This window comes from Palleronia pelagia (assembly GCF_900110115.1).
Classification (GTDB): domain Bacteria; phylum Pseudomonadota; class Alphaproteobacteria; order Rhodobacterales; family Rhodobacteraceae; genus Palleronia; species Palleronia pelagia.
The window spans coordinates 17,557-34,868 of the sequence record NZ_FOCM01000006.1 but is presented as its reverse complement, the minus strand read 5'-3'; the positions used below and the strand labels follow the sequence as shown (position 1 = coordinate 34,868).

Sequence of the window (17,312 nt, the reverse complement as noted above, 5' to 3'; positions counted from 1 at the left end):
GCGCTGTGGCGCCAATACAAAGGCTCCCGAAGCAATTTCGGGAGCCTTTCTGCGACCACTCCTCCCAGCGGGGCGAAGCGCCTGAAGAGGCTGGTCCGGGAGCAGGCCCGTCCCTAGAAATCGAAAAGACCGACGAAGGGGGGTGGCGACGTGACGCGCGACAGGATCAGGGAACTCTACCGGGGCTACATCGCGTGCCTGAACGCGCAGGACTGGGACGCGCTGCAACAGCACGTGGCGGACGGCGTCGAATACAACGGGGCCGCGATCGGGCTCGACGGCTATCGGGGGATGCTGGTCGAAGACTTTCGGGCGATCCCCGACCTGTCCTTCAACATTGCCATGCTCTCCTGCGACCCGCCGGTGATCGCCAGCCGGCTGGCCTTCGACTGCACGCCTGTCGGCCAGCTGTTCGGGCTGCCGGTGAACGGGGCGAGGATCAGGTTCACCGAGAATGTCTTCTACGAATATCACGACGACAGGATCCGGCGCGTCTGGTCCGTCATCGACAAGGCCAGCGTCGCGGAGCAGATCTAGGAGTCACGGGGTCGAATAGGCCCCTGCTTTCTAGAACCCGATCACTCCCCCGGAGACGGGCCGCGATCGACGGCCCCACGGTCCGCCCCCCGCCCAAGAAAAAGGGCGCAGCGGCAATACGCTGCGCCCAGTTGCGCGTCGAGGCAGATAAGGGACGTTAAGCGACGCGGGGTAAACTGGTGTCGGGCGCCAGGCCGCGCGCGGCCAGCGCGGCGGCGTCCTGGATGAGTCGGGCCCGGACCGGGCCGTTGCCGCGGATGGGAACGTTGGTGGTCAGGCGGATCGGGCGGACGTGGCGTCCGCTTTCCTTGACCCACAGCGAGACCAGCGCTTCGATCCGGCCGAAATCGCGATCGCGGCGCACCCGGGACAGGTCTGCGTCGAGAATGATCATCCTTTGCCTTCCTTCCTCACGGGCGCGCGCCCGGTCGTGGTGGGCGGATGCCGGCGGCATCTCGGCCCGAATGAATGATTTGGCGAGCAGGTTGATCGGCGTGACCCCCTTGGGGCCTTGCCTGCGGTCCGGCGTGCGGCGCCGGTGGATTGGACGGGGTCTTGTTCGACCCTCTGGCTGCTCGGTGAGGCGTTAACCACACGGTCAAGTAACGGCGAAGCTGTGGATAAGTTCCGGGTAAGGATTCACAGGACTGTGATTTATTTCGCACGGCCTTTCTTGAAGCAGGTCAAGGACAGTCCCATCTGAATTCCCGAAGGTTTGGCTGACCAAGGGGCGTGCCGCTGACGGGCGCCCGCCGGCCAAACGCTTACAAGGAGAAGATAAAATGAACTTGGAGCAATTCACCGAACGCTCTCGGGGGTTCATCCAGGCCGCGCAGACCATCGCCATGCGCGAGGAGCACCAGCGCCTGGTCCCCGAACATTTGCTGAAGGCCCTGCTGGACGACGACCAGGGGCTGGCCGCGAATCTCATCAATGCCGCCGGCGGCAACGCCAAGCGCGTGACCGAACAGGTCGAACTGGCCCTTGGCAAGCTGCCCAAGGTCAGCGGCGACGGCGCGCAGATCTACATGGATCAAAGCGTGGCCAAGGTGCTGGACCAGGCCCAGCAGCTGGCCAAGAAGGCCGGCGACAGCTTCACCCCGGTCGAGCGCATTCTCTGCGCGCTGGCCATGGTGAAATCCAAGGCCAAGGACGCGCTGGACATGGGCGGCGTGAATGCCCAGGCGCTGAACGCCGCGATCAACGATGTTCGCAAAGGCCGCACCGCCGACACCGCCTCGGCCGAGGAAGGGTACGATGCGCTGAAGAAATATAGCCTCGACCTGACCGAGCGGGCACGCGAGGGCAAGATCGACCCGATCATCGGCCGCGACGACGAGATCCGGCGCACCATGCAGGTTCTGAGCCGGCGGACCAAGAACAACCCCGTCCTGATCGGTGAGCCCGGCGTCGGCAAGACCGCCATCGCCGAGGGTCTTGCCCTGCGGATCGTCAACGGTGACGTGCCGGAAAGCCTGCGCAACAAGCGGCTGCTGTCGCTGGACATGGGCGCACTGATCGCGGGCGCGAAGTATCGCGGCGAGTTCGAAGAGCGTCTGAAGGCCGTCCTGTCCGAGGTCACCTCGGCTGCGGGCGAGATCATCCTGTTCATCGACGAGATGCACACGCTGGTCGGCGCGGGCAAATCCGAAGGCGCCATGGATGCGTCGAACCTGCTGAAACCCGCCCTTGCGCGGGGCGAGTTGCACTGTGTCGGCGCCACCACGCTGGATGAATACCGCAAGCACGTGGAAAAGGACGCGGCGCTGGCCCGCCGGTTCCAGCCGTTGATGGTCGAAGAGCCGACCGAGGCAGACACCGTGTCGATCCTGCGCGGCATCAAGGAGAAATACGAGCTACACCACGGCGTGCGGATCTCGGACGCGGCGCTGGTCGCGGCGGCGACGCTCAGCCATCGCTACATCACCGACCGGTTCCTGCCCGACAAGGCCATCGACCTGATGGACGAGGCCGCGTCGCGCCTGCGCATGGAAGTGGACAGCAAACCCGAGGAACTGGACGCGCTGGACCGCGACATCCTGCAAAAGCAGATCGAGGCCGAAGCCCTGCGCAAGGAGGACGACCAGGCCAGCAAGGACCGGCTGGAGAAGCTCGAGCGTGAGCTCGCGGACCTGCAGGAACGCGCGGACGAGATGACGGCGAAATGGCAGGCCGAGCGCGACAAGCTCGACTCGGCCCGCACGCTGAAAGAGCGTCTGGACCGCGCCCGCGCCGAGCTGGACATCGCCAAGCGCGAGGGCAACCTGGCCCGCGCCGGTGAGCTGTCCTACGGCATCATCCCGCAACTCGAGAAGGAACTCGGCGAGGCCGAGGACCGCGAGGGCGACGTGATGGTCGAAGAGGCCGTGCGCCCCGAGCAGATCGCACAGGTCGTCGAGCGCTGGACCGGCATCCCGACCTCGAAGATGCTGGAAGGCGAACGCGAGAAGCTTCTGAAGATGGAAGAGGAGCTGGGCAAGCGCGTCATCGGCCAGCGCACCGCCGTGCAGGCCGTATCGAACGCCGTACGCCGGGCGCGCGCGGGCCTGAACGACGAGAACCGCCCGCTGGGCAGCTTCCTGTTCCTCGGCCCCACCGGCGTTGGCAAGACCGAGCTGACCAAGGCCGTGGCCGAGTACCTGTTCGACGACGACCAGGCCATGGTTCGGATCGACATGTCCGAGTTCATGGAGAAGCACGCGGTCGCCCGCCTGATCGGCGCGCCCCCGGGATACGTGGGCTACGACGAGGGCGGCGTCCTGACCGAGGCCGTCCGGCGGCGTCCCTACCAGGTGATCCTGTTCGACGAGGTCGAGAAGGCGCACCCGGACGTGTTCAACGTGCTGCTTCAGGTGCTGGATGACGGTGTTCTGACCGATGGCCAGGGCCGGCACGTGGATTTCAAGCAGACGCTGATCGTGCTGACCTCGAACCTCGGGTCCCAGGCGCTCAGCCAGTTGCCCGAGGGCGCCGACAGCGCGCAGGCCCGGCGCGACGTGATGGAAGCGGTGCGTGCCCATTTCCGGCCCGAGTTCCTGAACCGGCTGGACGAGACGGTGATCTTCGACCGCCTCAGCCGCGAGGACATGGACGGCATCGTCGATATCCAGCTTGCCCGGCTGGAGAAGCGTCTGGCGGGTCGCAAGATCACGCTCGATCTGGACGACGGCGCGCGCAAGTGGCTGGCCGACGAGGGCTACGACCCCGTCTTCGGGGCCCGGCCGCTGAAGCGGGTGATCCAGCGTGCGCTGCAGGACCAGCTGGCCGAGATGATCCTGGCCGGCGATATCGGCGACGGCGCAACCGTCAAGATCAGCGCCGGTGCCGACGGGCTGCTGGTGGGCGACCGGGTGTCATCCTCGAACCGTCAGCCGCCGCAGGACGCGGTGGTGCACTGAACCCCAGGGCCCCGCGGGACACCGCGGGGCCTTTTTTGTGTTGCATCCGATGGCGTGACGGCGAACGGGGCCGTCACACAAGATTTACACTCCGCTGCGATGGAAACCGCGAGGGATTGAGCCCCCGAGCCAACCCTCGTGGATCCCAAGCGGAGAGACGCATGGAACACTCCCCTCCACGGTGCATGGCGCTCGGGCTGCTGACGGTCCGCCGCCACATCCTCGGCCTGTCACGGCTGACCTGCCGCCTGACCTTCGGTGTGAACGAAAGCTGGTGCGCCCGGGGCTGGCGGCTGCGCAAACGGTACCGCTTCTGGGCCGGTTGGGTCCGCGTCTTCGGCGCGCGCCACTGCGAGAAAAGCTGGCGGCACTACTACGGGTGAGGGGACGGGCTTGCACCGCCTCGGTCCGGGCTCTGCCCGTTCGGCGCAGCTATTGGGGCTCCGCCCGTTCGCACTTCGATCGCTCCACCGGAGCGATCGCCGGCTTTGCCGGGCCGGTCGCCTCGGGGGCTCCGCCCGTTCGGCGCTGAAATCGCTCCACTGGAGCGATTTCCGGGCGCGCTTTTGGGGCTCCGCCCGTTCGCACCTCGATCGCTCCACCGGAGCGATCGCCGGCTGCGCCGGGCCGGTGCTCACACCATACGGATCACGTCCTTGTCGATGGACAGCATGTAGCCGCGCCGGGCGATGGTCTTGACCAGCAACTCGCTGACCATCTGGTTGCCCAGCGCATCGCGCAGCCGCTTGATCCGCGTGGCGCCCGATGCCTCGTCGCAATCCGATGCATCCCGGCCCGACACCATCGCCTCGATCTGCGAGCCCGACAGCACGTCGTCGTCCATGCGCGCCTCGGCCAGAACCGACAGCGTTTCGATCGCCGCCTCGGTCAGGGCGAATTCCATGTTGTTCAGATACACGGTCCGCTCTTCGCGGCTGATGAGAAGGCTGGACACCTGGATGCCCGCGCGCTCGATCTCGCCCATGCGGCGGTTCAGCGCCACGATGGTCACGAGAAACGCGAGCGACGCCAGCAACAGCGCCGCCGCAAAGACCAGAAGCACGAAGATGATGACGCGGTAGGATGCCAGCACCTCGGAAAACGCGGTGCCGGACTGGGCGAGGATCTCGAGCAGGCGAATGCTTTCGCCCGAGACGAGGTCGGCGTTCTCGACGAAAAGCCGCTCGACCCGCGCGTTGAACGCGTTGGCGTCGGGCAGGCTCAGGAACAGCCCGACCGCCGCCATGAGCAGGATCGCCACGATCACGGCGATCCCGATGGCGACGACGCGGCCCGCCGACCGGCTGTCAGTAACGGAGGTAAAAACCCGCAGCATCGTTCCTCCTTGCCTCTGCACCCGCCTCGTCGAACTGGTCCATGATCGCCAGCACCTCCCAGCCGTCCACGCCGATGCGGGCCTGCACGGCGGCACGGGGATCGGCGCATTCGGCATCGCTGAGCCGGATTACACCGTAATGCAACTGGAAAGGCTGCGCGATGCGCGCCTTGTAATCCACGTAGCACGCGGCCTCGACCGCGCCGGCGGCGACAAGGGCGATGGCGCTGATCGCGGCGCATCTGGCAAAGCGGAACATCGGGTCGGACACCTTCTGAAAAAGGGCATGGGCGTGATCCGAACCATGGCCCGCGCCCCCGCGACAATCAATGACCACGGGGCGATGGCGCGCTGTTATGCGATGACGAGCGGGCGATATTGCGTGGCTTGGCGACCCGGCACCAAGCAGGGGCATCGACAGAAACGCGATCCCGAAAGGAGCCACGCCATGTCCCGTATCCTACTCGCCGCCATCCTCGGCCTTGGCCTTGCCACCAGTCCCGTGTCCGCCCCGCAGGCGCAGGCACAGATCAACCAGGAACAGGCGGGCCAGCTTCTGGCCGCGCTGGCCGCCATTGGCGTGCTGGGCGTCGCCATCGACAAGTACAAGGACGACCGCAAGGACCGCGAACGTGAGCGTGAGCGCGCCGCCGAGCGCGAGCGCGAACGCCAGCGCGACCGGGACCGGTATCGCGACCACCGGGCCGAACGCGCCCTGCCGGCCGTTTGCCAACACCGGGTCGAAACCGGCCGTGGCCTGCGCGCCGTTTACGGAAAGCGCTGTCTGCAACGGCATTTCCCGCAGGCCCGGAACCTGCCGCGGCGCTGCGAACGGATCGTCCACGCGTTTGGCCGCGACCGCGCCGTCTACGGCGCGCGCTGCCTGCAGCGACAGGGATGGACGGTGGCGCAGCGACACTAAGCGCGGCCCCGTCTTCACGGCCCATCGCAAACCACTCCGCACATCTTGGCGCGGCGGGTCGTGACGGGGCGGGATCGAACCCATCGGGAACGGTCCCGCCCCAATTTTTCATGGCATTGGCGCTTGCACAGGACCGCCCGGCGGGCGATGTCTGGACCATGCCAGACGACATGTACGAGACGCGTTTCGGGGCCAGAGGCCGCCTGCGCATCGCCGGCATCGACGAAGTCGGCCGCGGCCCCTGGGCGGGGCCGGTCGTGGCAGCCGCCGTCGTCCTGGACCCCGCGGCCATTCCCGAAGGTCTGGACGACAGCAAGAAGCTCAGCCCCAATCGTCGCGAGGCGCTCTATGCCCAGCTGTTCGAGGCGGCCGAGATCGGTTTGGGCGAAGCCACGGTGGAGGAGATCGACCGCCTGAACATCCTGCAGGCCAGCTTCGTCGCCATGCGTCGGGCCATCGACGCGCTGCCGGTGCCGCCGGGCCACCTGCTGATCGACGGCAACCGCCTGCCCACCGGCCTGCCCTGCCCCGCCACACCCGTGGTCGGCGGCGACGGGCTGTCGGTCTCCATCGCCGCAGCTTCGATCGTGGCCAAGGTGGCACGCGACCGGACCATGGTGACGCTCGCGCAACAGCACCCGCATTACGCCTGGGAAAGCAACAAGGGCTACGGCACCACCGCACATCATGTGGGGCTGAAAAGCCACGGTGTGACCCCACATCATCGGCGTTCTTTCAAGCCGATCCACAAGATATTGTATCAAGAAAATTAACAATCTGCCGGATTCAAAAAGATTTTGACCCCGGCGGGGCCGCTGGCCATCCTTGGCCTCACAACACAAGCGCCGCCAAAAAGGCGCGACCACGAGGCAGTGAAACCGATGAACCGGACGAAAAGCGCAGCTCAGCTGCCGCTCAACATGATCGTGCGCGGGGATTGCATCGACGCCATGGGACAGCTTCCCGAGGCGAGCGTCGATCTGATCTTTGCCGATCCGCCCTACAATTTGCAGCTGAAGAACACCCTGCATCGTCCCGAGGGCAGCCAGGTCGATGCCGTCGACGATGCCTGGGACCAGTTCTCGAGCTTCAAGGCCTATGACGACTTCACCCGCGCCTGGCTGCAAGCCGCGCGGCGGGTGCTGAAGCCCGATGGCGCCATCTGGGTCATCGGCAGCTATCACAACATCTTCCGCGTGGGCGCCGCCCTGCAGGACGAGGGCTTCTGGATCCTGAACGACGTCGTCTGGCGCAAGACCAATCCGATGCCGAATTTCCGCGGCAAGCGGCTGACCAACGCCCACGAGACGATGATCTGGGCGGGCCGTGACCAGGCGTCGAAATACACGTTCAACTACGATGCGCTGAAGGCGATGAATGACGGCGTCCAGATGCGCAGCGACTGGACCATGCCGATCTGTTCCGGCCACGAGCGCGAGAAGGATGCCGACGGCAACAAGGCCCATCCGACGCAGAAGCCCCACAGCCTGCTGCACCGCGTGCTTGTGGGCACGACCAATCCCGGCGACGTGGTACTGGACCCCTTCTTCGGATCGGGCACCACCGGCGCCGTGGCCAAGATGCTGGGCCGCGACTTCATCGGGATCGAGCGCGACGAGGCCTATATCGCCGTTGCCGAACGCCGCCTGTCGCGGGTGCGCAAGTTCGACCGCTCGGCCCTGGACGTCACGCAGTCCAAGCGCGCCGAGCCGCGCGTGCCCTTCGGCCAGCTGGTCGAACGCGGCATGCTGCGCCCGGGCGAGATGCTGGTCAACGCGCGCGGCCAGACCGCCAAGGTCCGCGCCGACGGCACGTTGGTCGCAGACCGGCTGACCGGATCGATCCACCAGGTGGGCGCGGCCCTCGACGGGGCCCCCAGCTGCAACGGCTGGACCTATTGGAGCTTCGTGAAAGAGGGGCAGAAAGTCCCCATCGACATCCTGCGCCAACAGATCCGCGCCGAAATGCGCTAGGCCACCGAGACACCCCAGAAGTTACCGCCGGCACCATGGCAAGGACGGGCGCATCCGCGCCTGCCCCATGGTGCAACCTTGCCCCGCCGACCGATGTCGGCGGGGTTTTTTTTGCCCGCGCCGGCCCGGCATGGCGCCACCCGCTTGACCGCGCCCCGCGCCCACAGCACCGTTGCCGCCATGTTGCGCCTTGCCTGCTTCGCCCTTTCCCTTGCCACGCCGCTCGCGGCCGCCGACCTGCCGCCACCGCTGGATCCCGACGACTTCCCGCGGCACCCGGCGGCCGAGGTCAAGCTGGGCCAGCTGCTGTTCTACGACCCGATCCTGTCGGGCAGCCGCACGGTCTCCTGCGCCACCTGTCACCACCCGCGTTTCGCCACCGGCGACGGCGTGAGCCTCGGGATCGGCGATGGCGGTACCGGCCTTGGCCCCGACCGCGTGGCCGATCCCGACAACCCGCCCGAACAGCGCATCCCGCGCAACGCGCCGGGGCTGTTCAACCTCGGCCACCCGGGGGTGACGGTCCTGTTTCACGATGGCCGGATCGAGGTGGACGAGACCCGGCCCGGCGGCCTGCGCACGCCCCTGGGCCAGGACATGGTGGCCGGCTTCGACAGCCTGCTGTCGGCCCAGACCATGTTCCCGGTGCTCAGCCCCGACGAGATGGCCGGCCATTATACCGAGAACGACGTGGCGCAACTGGTGCGCCAGGGGCGGCTGACCGGCCCCGACGGCGCGTGGGAAACCATCGCCGCGCGGGTGGCCGGCATTCCCGAATACGCCGCCATGTTCGCCGAGGCCTATCCCGAGATCGCGGCCGGCCAGCCCATCGACTTCACCGACATCTCCGACGCCATCGCCGCCTTCATGAACTTCGAATGGCGCGCCACCGACAGCGCCTTCGATGCCGCCCTGCGCGACGAGTCGCCCCTGACGGGCGCGGCGGCCGAAGGGATGGAACTCTTCTACGGCGACGCGGGCTGCGCCGACTGCCACGCCGGCCCGCTGATGACCGACAACGCCTTCCACGCCATGGGCGCGCCGCAGATCGGACCGGGCAAGGCCGCGCGGTTCGAGTCCCACCAGCAGGACACGGGCCGGATGCGGGTTACCGGCGCCGCCGACGACGCCTACGCGTTCCGGACGCCCATGCTGCGCAACGTGACCCGCACCGGCCCTTGGGGCCATGCGGGCGCGCATTCCGACCTGCGGGCCTTCCTGCGCAATCACGCGGACCCGGCGACCGCGCTCGACCGCTACGACGACGCGCCCACCCTGCCGCGGCTTGAAAACATCGCGCCCGACGACTGGGCTCTCGACAACCCGGCCGAGCGCGCCGCCATCGCGGCCGCGGCCCGGCCCGGCCGCCTATTGGACGCCAATGATCTCGACGCGCTCCTCGCCTTCCTCGAGTCGCTCACCGACCCGGCCTCCCTGACCGGCCGGCTGGGCATACCGGAACACGTTCCCTCGGGGCTGGCGATCGAGCGCTGACCGCCGCCGCGCCTTCATCTTTCCCAAAATACCTCGGGGGGCCGCGTCAGCGGCGGGGCGGAGCCCCTTCCCGGTCCGGCGCCACGCGCGATGCCGAGATCAGGTCGCCGGCTTCTGCCCCATCATGCCCTCGGTCCCCGAGGTCAGCTCCTGCCGCAGCGCGTAAAGCTCCTCGTACCGGTCGCCCTCGAAGGGCTGCATGTCGGCCTTCCGATACCAGTAGCGGGCGTTGGAGTCGTCGCCCTCGACCTTGTGCAGGTAGGCGTGCAGCCACGCCGCCCCGCGCCCGTCGTATTGCTGCACGATTTCGTGCGCCGCATCCCATTCGCCGGCCTCGGCCTTGTCCAGCGCTTCGATCAACAGTTTCGCCATGGCGTACCTCTATTCAATTCGGATCCGTGTCTGCCCCCTAAACGCCGCGCGCCCCGGATTTGGTCCGGGGCGCGCGCGCTTGATTGGGTTCAGAGTCGGCCGGAGGCCGATCAGATCACTCGGCCGGAACCGCCTGCACCTCGGTGCCCAGCGGATGCTCGAGCTTGTCCAGCATTTCCTTCGGGCAAACCTGCGTGAAGTTGGCCAGCTCGGTCTCCCAGTGTTGCAGGATCTCCTTCGCGCGACGGCTGCCGGTTTCCTCGGCGTGGCGCTCGATCAGGCCCTTCAGCTCGGCCTCGTAGAAGTCCGACGCGACCGGGCAGGTCACCAGGGTCTCGGCGTTCATCATGATCGGCGATCGGCCCTCGGGGTCGTAGATATACGCCATCCCGCCCGTCATGCCCGCGCCGAAATTGGCGCCGATCGCCCCCAGGATCACGGCGACGCCGCCGGTCATGTATTCGCACCCGTTGGAGCCGCAGCCCTCGATCACCGTGTGCGCGCCCGAGTTGCGGACGGCGAACCGTTCGCCCGCGCGGCCGGCTGCGAAAAGGTAGCCGCTCGTAGCACCATAAAGCACGGTGTTGCCGATGATCGTGTTGTCGGACGCGACCAGCGGGCTGATCATGGGCGGGCGCACCACCACTGTGCCGCCCGACAGACCCTTGCCGACATAGTCGTTGGCGTCGCCCGAGACCTCGATCTTCAGACCCGGGGCCGCGAAGGCAGCCAGCGACTGCCCCGCGCTGCCCGTCAGCTTCACGTGCAAGTGGTCGTCCTGCAGGCCGTGGTTGCGCATTCCGAACCGCTTGACGATGTGGCTGGACGTGCGCGTGCCCACGGTCCTGTGAGTGTTGCGCACGGCATAGCTCAGCTGCATCTTCTCGCCGTCCTCGAGGAACCGCTGCGCGTCGCGCACGATCTCGACGTCCAGCGTGTCCAGCACGGCGTTGCGCGGGCGGTCGCGGTCATAGACGATCTTGTCCGCGCCATCGACGGTGATCAGCAGCGGGTTCAGGTCCAGGTCGTCCAGGTGCGCGCTGCCCCTGCTGACCTGGCTCAGCAGGTCGGCCCGGCCGATCACCTCGTCCAGCGAACGTGCGCCGATCGACGCCAGGATCTCACGGACCTCCTGGGCGTAGAAGGTGATGAGGTTCACCACCTTGTCGGCGTTGCCCGTGAACTTCTCGCGCAGCGCGTCGTCCTGGGTGCAGACGCCCACCGGGCAGGTGTTCGACTGACACTGGCGCACCATGATGCAGCCCATGGCGATCAGCGCGGCGGTGCCGATGCCGTATTCCTCGGCTCCCATCATCGCCGCCATGACGATGTCGCGCCCCGTACGCAGTCCGCCATCGGTGCGCAGCGTCACGCGCGAGCGCAGGTTGTTCATGGCCAGAACGTGGTGCGCTTCGGTCAGCCCCATCTCCCACGGCAGGCCCGCGTACTTGATCGACGTCGCGGGCGACGCGCCGGTGCCGCCGTTATGGCCCGAGATCAGGATCACGTCGGCCTTCGCCTTCGCCACCCCGGCCGCGATGGTGCCGACACCCGAGGACGCGACCAGCTTCACCGTCACCTTGGCGCGCGGGTTGATCTGCTTGAGGTCGTAGATCAGCTGCGCCAGGTCCTCGATCGAGTAGATGTCGTGGTGCGGCGGCGGCGAGATCAGGGTCACGCCGGGGGTCGAGTGCCGCAGCTTGGCGATCAGCTTGGTCACCTTCATGCCCGGAAGCTGGCCGCCCTCGCCGGGCTTGGCGCCCTGGGCCACCTTGATCTCCAGCTCTTCGCAATGCAGCAGGTATTCCGCCGTCACGCCGAAGCGGCCCGACGCCACCTGCTTGATCTTCGCCGACGCGTTGTCGCCATTGGGCTCGGGGGTGAAATCCTCGGGGCTCTCGCCCCCCTCGCCGCTGTCCGACTTGGCACCGATCCGGTTCATGGCGATCGACAGCGTCCGGTGCGCCTCGGGCGACAGGGCGCCCAGCGACATGCCCGGCGTCACGAACCGCTTGCGGATCGAGGTGATGCTTTCGACCTCTTCGATGGGCACGGGCTTGCCCAGCGCCTTGAAGTCCATGAGATCGCGCAGGTGGATCGGCTTGGCGCCCCGCATCTTGGCCGAGAACTGCTTCCACGTCTGGTAGGACGCCGTGTTGCAGGCCATTTGCAGCATGTGCATGGTCGTCGCTTCCCAGGCGTGCTGCTCGCCCGAGCGGCGCGCCTTGTAGAAGCCGCCGATCGGCAGCACGTCCTGTCCGCCGCGGAAGCCGCGGGCGTGGATCTCCTCGACCTTGCGCTGGATGCCGTTGACGCCGATGCCGCTGATGCGGCTGTGCATGCCGGGGAAATACTCGGCGCACATGGCGCGGCTCAGGCCCACCGCCTCGAAGTTCAGCCCGCCGCGATAGGACGAGATCACGCTGATCCCCATCTTGGCCATGATCTTCAGAAGGCCCGCGTCGATGGCGGCGCGGTAGCGCGCGACCGCCTCGGTCAGCGAACAGTCCAGCAGACCGCGCTCGATCCGGTCGGCCAGGCTGTCCTCGGCGAGATAGGCGTTCACCGTGGTCGCGCCGCAGCCGATCAGCACGGCGAAGTAATGCGGGTCGATGCATTCGGCCGAGCGCACGTTCAGCGAACAGAAGGTGCGCAGCCCCTGCTTGGTCAGCCAGCTGTGCACGGCCGAGGTCGCCAGGATCATCGGCATGGGCACGCGATCTTCCGAGGCCTTGGCATCCGACAGCACCAGGTGGCCCGAGCCCGAGCGCACGGCCTCTTCCGCCGCCTCGCGGATGCGCCGCAAACCCTGGGTCAGCGTGCCGGGCCCCTGGCCCGCCTCGAAGGTGCAGTCGATCTCGACCATGGGCGCGTTGAACGACTCGACCATGCGGTCGAACTGCGCGTTGCCCACGAAGGGGCTGTCCAGCACGATGATCTCGGTCTGGCTGCTGCTTTCGTCCAGCACGTTCTTGAGGTTGCCGAACCGGGTCTTCAGGCTCATCACCCGGAATTCGCGCAAGCTGTCGATCGGCGGGTTCGTCACCTGGCTGAAGTTCTGGCGGAAGAAATGGCTCAGCGGGCGGTACTTCTCGCTCAGCACCGCCGAGGGCGTGTCGTCGCCCATGGACGCCAGCGTTTCCTTCCCGTCCTCGGCCATGGGCGCGAGGATCTGCTCGAGCTCTTCCATGGTGTAACCCGCGCTGATCTGGCGGCGGCGCAGCTCGGCCCCCGAGAAGACGGGGCGCTCGGTCGCGCGGGCCAGGTCGGCATCCAGCTCGACGATCTTGCCGACCCATTCGCCGAAGGGCTGCGCGGCGGCCAGCTTGTCCTTGATCTCGACGTCGTGGAAGAGCTGGCCCTCCTGCATGTCGATGGCCAGCATCTGGCCGGGGCCCAGCGCGCCCTTCTCGACGATGCCGGATTCGTCAATGGGCACCATGCCCGCCTCGGATCCCGCGATCACGAGGTTGTCGGCGGTCACGACATAGCGCATGGGGCGCAAGCCGTTGCGGTCGAGCCCGGCGCAGACCCAGCGCCCGTCGGTCATGGCCAGCGCGGCGGGGCCGTCCCACGGCTCCATGACCGAGTTGCAGTAGGAATACATGTCGCGCCACGCCTCGGGCAACTCGTCGGCCTGCTTCGACCACGACTCGGGCACCAGCATGGTCTTGGCCATGGGCGCGTTGCGGCCCGCGCGGACGAGCACCTCGAAGACCGAATCCAGCGCGGCCGAGTCGCTGGACCCCTGCGCCACGATGGGCTTGATGTCGTCGGCCATGTCCCCGAAGGCGGCCGACGCCATCCGGATCTCGTGGCTCTTCATCCAGTTCAGGTTGCCCTTCAGCGTGTTGATCTCGCCGTTATGGGCCAGCATGCGGAACGGCTGGGCCAGCCACCACTGCGGGAAGGTGTTGGTCGAATAGCGCTGGTGGTAGATGGCGAAGGCGCTCTCGAACCGGTCGTCCTTCAGGTCGGGATAGAACTCGGCCACCTGCTCGGCCAGCATCATGCCCTTGTAGATGACCGACCGACAGCTCAGCGATGCAAGATACAGGTCGCGCACGCCTGCGGCGGCCGATGCCTTCTCGATCCGGCGGCGGATGACGTAGAGCTCGCGCTCGAATGTCTCCTCGTCCACGCCCTTGGCGTTCGAGATCAGGATCTGCTCGATCTCGGGGCGGGTGGCGTTGGCCTTCTCGCCCAAGACCGAGGTGTCGACCGGCACGTGGCGCCAGCCATAGATGTAGTAGCCCATGCGCAGGACTTCGGTCTCGACGATGGTCCGGCAGATCTCCTGCGCGCCGAAATCGGTGCGCGGCAGGAACACCTGGCCCACGGCCAGTAATTCATCGCGCAGCGCGTGGCCCGTGCGCTCGACCTGTTCGCCGAAGAACTTGAACGGGATCTGCACGTGGATGCCGGCGCCGTCGCCGGTCATGCCGTCGGCGTCGACCGCGCCACGGTGCCAGATCGCCTTCAGCGCGTCGATGCCCGCCTGCACCACGCGGCGCGACGGCTTGCCGGCCTTGTCGACGACCAGGCCCACGCCGCAGGACGCGTGCTCGTCATCGTCACGATACAGGGAATGCTCGGCCATATAGGCGCGCTTGGCTTCCTCGCGGGCCACCCATTCGGCATCGTACTTGGTCATCGGTCGTGTCCTCTCTCGAAGATGCGGCGCGGGTCATCGCCTCCCGCCGCTCGAAATGTAACCCTTTCATCCCGCCCATCCGCTCGACGCATTGCCGCACGCGGCGCGGCCGCCTGGCTGCGGCATGGGCGACGATCGGGTGCAGAAGTCCGGCCTCTTTCATCGGACGCACAAGGAAGTGTGAATGATCCGGAAATATGTAGTGGTGCACGTGGGGCAGCAGCGGGACGGGCTCCCAGTGCCGACGCTCTGCCGGGTGCGCGCCGTGGAAGACGAAATGTAATGTCTCCTCGGCCGCGGCTAGATCGAGCGTCCTGACCCGCCAATCCGTGATGGCCGAACGGAAGCGTCGCCAGCGGCGCTCGCCCGGAACCACTTCGGGATGGACCGACACCTGCGGCGTGAAGGCGATCGCCGTCTGCGCGCCCAGCAGCGGCGCTATGGCGATGGCCGAAAAGCCGCCCATGGAATTTCCCAGCGTCACAACCCGAAGAATATCCGGCCGGGCGGCACGGATCGCCTCGACCCGACCGCCGACCAAGTCGATCAGTCCCGGCGCATTCAGCCAGCTGCGGGAATCGTCCGCCACGAAAAGCGCAGAATGCTGCGGCGTCTCGCGGAAGAAGCGCATGAACTCCGGCTGCACCTGTGCCGCATGATTGGTCCCAACACCCGAAAAAACCACGAAGAGGTAAGGACCGTCGCCCGGCCTGTGCCAGAGGCGCAGACCGTCCCTGTCGTAACAGGGCTCTAGGTGCTTCATGGCTGTCCCTTGGCGTCATAATCCAGTCGTCCGTCCCGCCAGCGCCTGCCCTTTACGGGACCCGTGCGCACCAGATCGGTCCACTCCTTTTTCCTGCAGTGGCCGCATCGTTTCTGTCAATTCCGAAAGGTCGCCGATCCGTGCCGGCGCCCCTGCTTCATCTTTCCCCAAATACCTCCGGGGGCTGCGCAGCAGCGGGGGCAGCGCCCCCTCGACCGCGCCTATTCCGCGGCGACGGGGGCCATGGTCTTGCCCGCGAGCTGCGCCAGGATGGCCTGTGCCGCCTCGCGCCCGTCGCGAATGGCCCAGACCACCAGCGACGCGCCGCGCTGGATGTCGCCGCACGCGTATACGCCGGGCAGCGACGTCTCGTGAGTCTGGAAATCGGCCAGCACCGTGCCCCAGCGCGTGACTTCCAGCCCGTCGACGCCCCAGAGCTTGGGCAGGTCCTCGGGCTCGAACCCCAGCGCCTTGATGACAAGGTCGGCCTCTTCCACGTAGTCCGCGCCCTCGATCAGCTCGGGCACCTGGCGGCCGGTGGCGTCGGGCTGGCCCAGGCGCATCTTCGACACCATCACGCCCTCGACCCGCTCGCCGGTGAAGCCCTTGGGCGCGCTCAGCCAGACGAACTCGACACCTTCTTCCTCGGCGTTCTGAACCTCGCGCTGGGAGCCGGGCATGTTCTCGCGGTCGCGGCGGTAGAGACATTTCACAGACGTCGCGCCCTGCCGGATCGATGTGCGGACGCAGTCCATGGCCGTGTCGCCGCCACCGATGACGACCACGCGCTTACCCTCGGCGTTCAGCTCGCCCGAGTCGAATTCCGGCACCGCGTCACCAAAGCTCTTGCGGTTGCTGGCGGTGAGGAAATCGATGGCGTTCACGATGCCCTCGGCCCCGACGCCCGGCGCCTGCAGGTCGCGGGTCTTGTAGACGCCCGTGGCGATCAGCACCGCGTCGAAACCGTCGCGGATCTCGGCGAAGGTGATGTCGGTGCCCACGTCGGTGTTCAGCTTGAAGTCGACGCCGCCCTCTTCCAGCTGGGCGATGCGCTTCATCACCACGTCCTTCTCCAGCTTGAAGCCGGGGATGCCGTAGGTCATCAGCCCGCCCGCGCGGTCATAGCGGTCGTAGACGGTCACTTGCACGCCCTCGCGCCGCAGCATGTCGGCCGCGGCCAGGCCGCCCGGCCCGGCACCGATGATGGCGACCTTTTCCTTGCGCTCGCCTCCGTTGGTGATCGGCTTCACCCAACCTTCATCCCACGCGGTGTCGGTGATGTATTTCTCGACCGCGCCGATGGTGACGGTGCCGTGGCCCGACTGCTCGATCACGCAGTTGCCTTCGCACAGCCGGTCCTGCGGGCAGATGCGGCCGCAGATCTCGGGGAAGGTGTTGGTGGCCTGGCTGACCTCGTAGGCTTCCTGCAGGCGGCCCTCGGCGGTGAGGCGCAGCCAATCGGGAATGTTGTTGTGCAGCGGGCAGTGGGACTGGCAGTAGGGCACGCCGCATTGCGAACACCGTCCGGACTGCTCGGCCGCCTTCTCGCGCGCGTATTCGCCGTAGATCTCGTTGAAGTCCCCGCGCCGCAGATCGGGGGGCCGCTTTTCGGGCATGTCCCGCGCGACATTCACGAATTTCAGCATCGGTTGCTTGGCCACGAACGATCCTCCGAATTTCGGTCGCACCGCCTTACAACCATGCCGGATCAAATAAAAGACATATATACTGACCTATTTGAGGTTTCTTGGCGTGTTTTTTCGCCGCACCGGGGCGCTCGCAGCTGAAATAATGTCCGAATCGGACCCAATATTTCGCTTTCCTGTGCGGCACCCGCGCCTATTCTGCGCGCAACCGCACCAG

14 protein-coding genes are annotated in these 17,312 nt (G+C 67.0%); 7 read left to right on the top strand and 7 right to left on the bottom strand.

Going from position 1 to position 17,312, the window contains the following annotated elements; all coding sequences use genetic code 11:
* Positions 1 to 150 precede the first annotated feature (150 nt).
* The gene (locus tag BMX96_RS13120) at positions 151 to 537 is read left to right on the top strand and encodes an ester cyclase (protein ID WP_091845914.1); all 387 of its coding nucleotides are present in this window, start codon (positions 151 to 153) and stop codon (positions 535 to 537) included.
* Between the two features lie 157 nt (positions 538 to 694).
* Here BMX96_RS13120 and BMX96_RS13115 read toward each other — a convergent pair whose 3' ends face one another.
* Complete coding sequence (locus tag BMX96_RS13115; RefSeq protein WP_091845913.1) at positions 695 to 931, bottom strand: hypothetical protein; 237 nt, start codon at positions 929 to 931, stop codon at positions 695 to 697.
* Between the two features lie 388 nt (positions 932 to 1,319).
* Here BMX96_RS13115 and clpB point away from each other — a divergent pair, with 388 nt between their 5' ends.
* Positions 1,320 to 3,935, top strand: coding sequence for an ATP-dependent chaperone ClpB (gene clpB, locus BMX96_RS13110; protein ID WP_091845912.1), 2,616 nt, complete (start codon positions 1,320 to 1,322; stop codon positions 3,933 to 3,935).
* 185 nt (positions 3,936 to 4,120) lie between these two features.
* Positions 4,121 to 4,318 (top strand): hypothetical protein, encoded by a 198-nt coding sequence (locus BMX96_RS13105; RefSeq protein WP_091845911.1) that lies wholly within the window; start codon positions 4,121 to 4,123, stop codon positions 4,316 to 4,318.
* A gap of 251 nt (positions 4,319 to 4,569) precedes the next feature.
* Here BMX96_RS13105 and BMX96_RS13100 read toward each other — a convergent pair whose 3' ends face one another.
* Together BMX96_RS13100 and BMX96_RS13095 are read right to left on the bottom strand one after the other, a co-directional pair.
* A complete protein-coding gene (locus tag BMX96_RS13100) occupies positions 4,570 to 5,271 on the bottom strand; it encodes a winged helix-turn-helix domain-containing protein (RefSeq protein WP_091845910.1) in 702 nt (233 codons plus the stop codon).
* On the bottom strand, positions 5,243 to 5,530 hold the full coding sequence (locus BMX96_RS13095; protein WP_073127760.1) for a hypothetical protein: 288 nt from the start codon (positions 5,528 to 5,530) through the stop codon (positions 5,243 to 5,245). Before BMX96_RS13095 ends, BMX96_RS13100 begins: the two co-directional genes overlap by 29 nt.
* A 189-nt stretch (positions 5,531 to 5,719) precedes the next feature.
* On the opposite strand from BMX96_RS13095, the gene BMX96_RS13090 reads away from it, so the two are divergent.
* The 4 genes from BMX96_RS13090 (at position 5,720) to BMX96_RS13075 (ending at position 9,660) form a co-directional block, all read left to right on the top strand.
* Positions 5,720 to 6,193, top strand: a complete 474-nt coding sequence (locus BMX96_RS13090) for a DUF3824 domain-containing protein (protein WP_091845909.1) — start codon at positions 5,720 to 5,722, stop codon at positions 6,191 to 6,193.
* A gap of 110 nt (positions 6,194 to 6,303) precedes the next feature.
* The gene (locus tag BMX96_RS13085; RefSeq protein ID WP_407944668.1) at positions 6,304 to 6,966 is read left to right on the top strand and encodes a ribonuclease HII; all 663 of its coding nucleotides are present in this window, start codon (positions 6,304 to 6,306) and stop codon (positions 6,964 to 6,966) included.
* 108 nt (positions 6,967 to 7,074) lie between these two features.
* Positions 7,075 to 8,166: a site-specific DNA-methyltransferase gene (locus BMX96_RS13080; protein ID WP_175481745.1), complete on the top strand. Its 1,092-nt coding sequence runs from the start codon at positions 7,075 to 7,077 to the stop codon at positions 8,164 to 8,166.
* 180 nt (positions 8,167 to 8,346) lie between these two features.
* Complete coding sequence (locus tag BMX96_RS13075; protein ID WP_091846126.1) at positions 8,347 to 9,660, top strand: cytochrome-c peroxidase; 1,314 nt, start codon at positions 8,347 to 8,349, stop codon at positions 9,658 to 9,660.
* 99 nt (positions 9,661 to 9,759) lie between these two features.
* Here BMX96_RS13075 and BMX96_RS13070 read toward each other — a convergent pair whose 3' ends face one another.
* The 4 genes from BMX96_RS13070 to BMX96_RS13055 all read right to left on the bottom strand — a co-directional run bounded on the left by BMX96_RS13070 (position 9,760) and on the right by BMX96_RS13055 (position 17,110).
* The gene (locus BMX96_RS13070) at positions 9,760 to 10,032 is read right to left on the bottom strand and encodes a hypothetical protein (RefSeq protein ID WP_091845907.1); all 273 of its coding nucleotides are present in this window, start codon (positions 10,030 to 10,032) and stop codon (positions 9,760 to 9,762) included.
* Positions 10,033 to 10,147: 115 nt separating this feature from the next.
* Positions 10,148 to 14,686 (bottom strand): glutamate synthase large subunit, encoded by a 4,539-nt coding sequence (gene gltB / locus BMX96_RS13065; protein ID WP_091845906.1) that lies wholly within the window; start codon positions 14,684 to 14,686, stop codon positions 10,148 to 10,150.
* On the bottom strand, positions 14,607 to 15,449 hold the full coding sequence (locus BMX96_RS13060; RefSeq protein WP_091845905.1) for a hypothetical protein: 843 nt from the start codon (positions 15,447 to 15,449) through the stop codon (positions 14,607 to 14,609). The genes gltB and BMX96_RS13060 overlap by 80 nt, the downstream gene beginning before the upstream one ends.
* Positions 15,450 to 15,670: 221 nt before the next feature.
* Positions 15,671 to 17,110, bottom strand: a complete 1,440-nt coding sequence (locus BMX96_RS13055) for an NAD(P)-dependent oxidoreductase (protein ID WP_091845904.1) — start codon at positions 17,108 to 17,110, stop codon at positions 15,671 to 15,673.
* Positions 17,111 to 17,312 lie beyond the last annotated feature (202 nt).

Bases quoted from the DNA above. Each gene is read 5' to 3' on its own strand.
- BMX96_RS13060 (WP_091845905.1), bottom strand. From the start codon at position 15,449: ATGAAGCACCTAGAGCCCTGTTACGACAGGGACGGTCTGCGCCTCTGG.
- BMX96_RS13100 (WP_091845910.1), bottom strand. From the start codon at position 5,271: ATGCTGCGGGTTTTTACCTCCGTTACTGACAGCCGGTCGGCGGGCCGC.
- BMX96_RS13070 (WP_091845907.1), bottom strand. From the start codon at position 10,032: ATGGCGAAACTGTTGATCGAAGCGCTGGACAAGGCCGAGGCCGGCGAA.
- BMX96_RS13090 (WP_091845909.1), top strand. From the start codon at position 5,720: ATGTCCCGTATCCTACTCGCCGCCATCCTCGGCCTTGGCCTTGCCACC.
- BMX96_RS13095 (WP_073127760.1), bottom strand. From the start codon at position 5,530: ATGTTCCGCTTTGCCAGATGCGCCGCGATCAGCGCCATCGCCCTTGTC.
- BMX96_RS13115 (WP_091845913.1), bottom strand. From the start codon at position 931: ATGATCATTCTCGACGCAGACCTGTCCCGGGTGCGCCGCGATCGCGAT.
- gltB (WP_091845906.1), bottom strand. From the start codon at position 14,686: ATGACCAAGTACGATGCCGAATGGGTGGCCCGCGAGGAAGCCAAGCGC.
- BMX96_RS13080 (WP_175481745.1), top strand. From the start codon at position 7,075: ATGAACCGGACGAAAAGCGCAGCTCAGCTGCCGCTCAACATGATCGTG.
- BMX96_RS13105 (WP_091845911.1), top strand. From the start codon at position 4,121: ATGGCGCTCGGGCTGCTGACGGTCCGCCGCCACATCCTCGGCCTGTCA.
- clpB (WP_091845912.1), top strand. From the start codon at position 1,320: ATGAACTTGGAGCAATTCACCGAACGCTCTCGGGGGTTCATCCAGGCC.
- BMX96_RS13075 (WP_091846126.1), top strand. From the start codon at position 8,347: ATGTTGCGCCTTGCCTGCTTCGCCCTTTCCCTTGCCACGCCGCTCGCG.
- BMX96_RS13085 (WP_407944668.1), top strand. From the start codon at position 6,304: ATGGCATTGGCGCTTGCACAGGACCGCCCGGCGGGCGATGTCTGGACC.